This window comes from Methanofastidiosum sp., assembly GCA_013178285.1.
GTDB lineage: Archaea > Methanobacteriota_B > Thermococci > Methanofastidiosales > Methanofastidiosaceae > Methanofastidiosum.
In genome coordinates this window covers 1-5,148 of sequence record JABLXD010000067.1, presented here as the reverse complement: position 1 = coordinate 5,148, position 5,148 = coordinate 1, and the positions used below count along the sequence as shown (strand labels likewise).

Here is a 5,148-nt window from a genome sequence, read left to right as displayed (position 1 = left end):
CTTCATTTGTTCTTAAATCGTGTAATATTGTGTTTGAATGTGAAGTGAAGCTTTTAGAGCATGTTCGACAAATAAATTTGTGAACAGGACCATTTTTTGTCTGGTAAGTTCCATTACCCACAATATTATCGTTTTTAGTTTTCCCGTAATCTGCACAGCTATTGTTAGGACAAGCCACATCCACAAAACCAGGTTTAGGACCACGAACACCCATAAAAACACATCTCCTTAAATAGAAAATATGGTCCTAACTACTATATAAAACTTCAGTATTTTAAAGGGTCAACAGCTAAACGTGTGAAACTTCTAAATTAAAATATGAAGCTATTAAAACTATTTTTAGCATAGTTTGATATCGTTTTATGCTTTGCAGCCCGTTTCGGGCTAATTCTTGCTGAAATGTCCTACTATCGATAAGTTTAATTACTTTGCCGAACAACGTCCAAATAGGGTCTTTTGAATCAGGATTTAGTAGGATATTCATTTTTATCACTCAATAAAATATAATATCCCATAATTGATAAAATTTTCGATTCTTGAAACCCTATTATGATATATAAGAATTTTTAGATTGTACTTTTATTAAAGGCATTCGGATAACTAATGTTTGAAATCATGTCTAAATCACCCATGAATTTCCATATCAAATCAGACAGCTTATTAAAATCATATCACTTAGTTTTGCTAACAATATATCATTAGGTTATTTAGGCTGCAGCATAAAACTAAAACATAACTTCCAATTATAAAAATAGCAAGTTAATCTTGATTATTAATTAAACTGATAATTAAATTAGCCACCCTCTCAGAAGATTTACCATCATTTAAAAAACAATTTTGGTAAATTAAATGATCAATAGAGTGTAATGATTCTTCTTTCAGTTTTCCACTAATAATACTTTTGATAGTGGGCGCAAGTTCGTTATAATCGCTAACGCCTACCGCAGCAATATCCTTAACATAAGAATCTACTTCCTCTTTGTCTCCAACAGCTACGACTGCTTTTCCAAAAAGCATTGCTTCCAATCCTGTTGTAGATGCAAAAGTAATTAAAACATCACAAACGAGTATAAGATCCCATAAGAAGTCTGAAAAGATCATCAAATCAATATCTTCTTCAATAGCAATATTCCTAATTATTCTTGCATATTTTTCTTGATGTCCGGGGTGAAGTTTAACAATCTTTTGTACCTCATCGAAGTTTTTTAGGGATTTAAGTGTGCTTCTGATTATTTCTTCTTCATCATCAGTTGTATAATCAGATGTTATCCCTGCAAATCGCTCAGTCGTGATTAAAATAATTTTTTTAGTTAAATCCAATCCTAAATTGCGAAATACTTTTTCTCTATTGAATTTAGTTTTATATGTCAGGATCGGATCAAAACCAGGATTTCCGGTGATAACTTGTGACTTATTTCCTCGTTTATAATGCCATTTAAGGCTATTTTCCCCCCAAACTGCTTGAACAGTAGCTTCAATAGGCATTGCTCCGAATCCTGCCATGTCTTTAGAAACAAGACCATGTTGGATAACAAGTGAGTTCATATCATTAATCTTAAAAAATCTGATTACCGCCCTATTAATTGGAGTAATGTCTTCCATAGCCACAATCATGCACTGTGAGAATTTATGAGTAATTTGTTTAGCCCATTCTATATATTGAATTAAATCACCAAATTTCTTAAAAACTTTTTCAAAATAGTCTTCTAAGAAAAATGATATATTATAACCGTTGTAATCTAACTTGACTTCAGAAAAATTAGTATGTTTTAATCTAATGCAAATATTATTAATCTCATTGATTTTTTTCTCAGTATATTTATTATATATTTTCAAAGGAAAGACTCTTGCAGGGTGGTACCCTTTTAATTTTAAATTTTGAGATATATTCCTATAAGCATATACATTCCAAAAAAACACAATTTGAGGTTTAAAATAATATAAAACATGTGTTAGATAAAAATTAACTGATCTCATATAAAAATATAATAATTTATCTCTAAATTCAAAAGAAAAGTATTTTTGAATAGATTTATTTTGAATATTTGAACTAATTTCATTTAAACTGATTATTTTGACAGGTTTTTGATAAGGAAATTTTTGAAGGATCATCGGCAGAGTTTCATAACAAACGAAATTTGGATCATTTAAAGATAGATCATTAGGAATATATATGATATTTGGGCATTCAGAGGATAATATCCTTTCTACAATTCTAAAACCCCTCAAAACATCTACAAATAAGAAATAAAAATCATATTCCAACATTTCTCCTAAATTAATACCTCTGTATGTAATATCTTCTTCAAAAGGCTTATACCAATTTTGAGCAAATTCTAAAGAAATTCTATCTAATTCACAATGGTTAAAATCATCAGAATAGTAACTGGGTGTTTTGTACTCGATTTTACGCTTTTTTAATTCTATTGATGTTAATGCACTCAAACTAATCACAGTTACATTACAACCATTATGTAGTAACTCCTCTATTTTATCAAGGGACAAATTAAAATTTTTTGACTCTTCTGAAATTAAAAATAAAATTTTTTCCATAAAACTACTCCTTAGTTCCTAATCATAGTTTAATTGAAAAATAAAACAACCATTTTATCATTCCCAATTTTTAGCCAATTTTTGGCCAATTATTTCAAAAGATAATCTTTCCCTCTGGTCTAACATTTTTTTCCTTTGATTATTATAATTTTCAGTTTGATCTTCATTCAATATCTTTAAAATTAAATTTTTTATTTGGGAGTAATCATCACATAAATAACCAATATTACCCATTTCATTAAAATAATATTCAACAAAAGGATTTTTAACGGCAATAACAGGTTTTAGGTATGAAATTGCATCAAAAAATGATGCAGTAGCAGTTAACTGGTGTTGTTCTGGTTTATGAAATATAAGTGCATAATCCAAATCTTCTGCATATTTTTCAAAATCACGACCACTTAGTGGTTTATCCGGAGAGGGAATAAAAACATTTTCAGTGATATTCATAAGTTTTTTATCCTCAACTGGACCTATTAATATAAATTCAGGTGTATATCTGGTTTTTTCATTTTTAATTTCTTTTGCCAATTTAAAAAAATTTTCAGCACCCTTACGTACGTTTGCAACTCCAAAAAAACCAAATTTAATTGCATCCGTTTTTGAATTAGTTTTTAAAAACTCTTTTTTGGTATTTGATTGAAAGAAATAAGGGAAATCAATTGAAATCACATAGTTCTTCAAACTTGGCAACCTTTTGATTAATTCAATTTCAATTGAAGGACTTAACGCAATATAACGTAACCGGCTTATATTTCTAAATTTAATCCAAAAACGAAGCCAAAAAGGTATTTCTGTAAGTTCATAGGGTTTTTTGGTGACAGCCTCAACTATATTGTGAAGAACAATTACACATTTGATATCATTATATATTCTAATCATTAACTTCACAGACACAAGACTTGGTCTTCGTATGGAACAAAATATGATTCTATCACAATTTAGGTTTCGAGTTATAGCGAAAACCTTTTTAATAAGAATCAGTTCAAATGGGAATAGTATAGGGGCTATCAAATTTCTTGGAGGTGCTTTAATCTCCATGTATTCAACATTAACTGAATTTGAATCCAGAGTCTCTTTCACCAAGGATAAATGATCTTTTTCCGCCATAAACATTATTTTTTCATTAGGAAATGCGTATTTGGTGACTGTTATTAATGCAGCATTGAACTCAGAATGTTCAAAACCGACACATTGGGGTTCACAGATAATTATCATTTTACACCTCATTATAGCACTCAATAACATCTAATGATTTAATTGTTTTTTTACTTCTACTTATTTGTAATAATCTTCAGGAAACACGGATCTCAGATCATCGCTTTTTTAGTTAATTATAGTTAATTACTAATCTTTTTTAACTTATTTTTAAGAATTTTTTTATCCATTTTTGAGCATATGTTAGGGATTGTTGCATTTTTTAAAGTTTTTTTCTATTAATTCACGTAATTGTTCTCGTGTTTTAATGAATAATGGTGATATTTCTCTTTTTATTGTTTTCCAGATAAATTCTATGGGTTTGAGGTCGGGTGAATATGGTGGGAGTAATCTGAGGTCTATATTGAGTTTTCTTGCGGTTTCTGTGGTTAGTTTGGCGTGGTGGGATCTGAAGTTGTCAAGTATGATCATTATTCTACCATAAGGGGTTACTGTTCTTATTTGTTTTAAGAAAGCATTTATATCTTCTTTTCGTGAGTGTTCTTTGAAATCGATGGTGCTTTGTCCTTTTATTGCGTAGAGTCCCATTGTGTTGGCTTTTAAACGAGTGGTGTTTTTGGTTTATAGATGGTTGGGTTGTTGACCAAATCTTTGTGTGTTCGCTGTGCTTTGTGGTGAGAATTCATCTAAAAATCCTATTACGTCATGATTTAGATGTAAAGATTTGTCTATGTTTTTTTTAACTGTTTTTCAGCGTCAGGCGGTCTCCTATAATCCTTAGAGTATGGTTTACCAAATTTTAAGCCAATGTTTCTTAGAATGATTCCTACCTGTTTTAAGCTATATTCAACTTCGAATTCTTCCTGGATTAGGTTACGAATCTCTTTGGTGGTCCAATCATCTCTTTTTCTTAGTATTTCTTTTAATTGACTTTTTTCTTTCTCTGAGAGTTTGGATGGCCTCCCTCCGGCAAATCTAGGAATTAAACCATCATAACCGTCTGCATTCCATCTTTCTAGCCAATTATAACCTGTGACTTTCGTTATTCTCAGTTTATCACTTGCTTCAGGAACACTGCAACCACTGTACAAATAATTAATGAAATGTAGTCGATTTAAAACTTTGATGTCTTTTTCTTTTTCTCTGATTCGTTTTTTGAGCTCTTCACTAGTAAACCACTTCTTAACTTTCATTGAAGGATTTCTACTCATAAATAATAATTACGAATCTTATTAGTTAAAAAGGTTACGTATTTAACTATAATTTTAATTGAAATGCTGCATATCTCGATTTAATAGCACATTTTATTAATAGGGTGTCTGTTTTATGTGGAGTTTTTCAAGGTGTAGATTTCTTGGATTTCGTTTTAGCCGTAGGATTATTATTATTCCTAGTAAAAGTACATTTAGGTAGGCTTTTTTATTGACTGAGCGTTTG

The 5,148-nt window shown here is 30.0% G+C and carries 2 protein-coding genes and 1 pseudogene; all 3 read right to left on the bottom strand.

Annotated elements, in window-relative coordinates; all coding sequences use genetic code 11:
• Positions 1-759 precede the first annotated feature (759 nt).
• Entirely contained in the window at positions 760-2,553 is a 1,794-nt protein-coding gene (locus tag HPY60_11350) for a hypothetical protein (protein NPV51772.1), read from the bottom strand.
• Positions 2,554-2,610: 57 nt separating this feature from the next.
• The gene (locus HPY60_11345; GenBank protein NPV51771.1) at positions 2,611-3,771 is read right to left on the bottom strand and encodes a glycosyltransferase; all 1,161 of its coding nucleotides are present in this window, start codon (positions 3,769-3,771) and stop codon (positions 2,611-2,613) included.
• 139 nt (positions 3,772-3,910) lie between these two features.
• A pseudogene (locus HPY60_11340) lies at positions 3,911-4,922 on the bottom strand (IS630 family transposase).
• Positions 4,923-5,148: the final 226 nt, after the last annotated feature.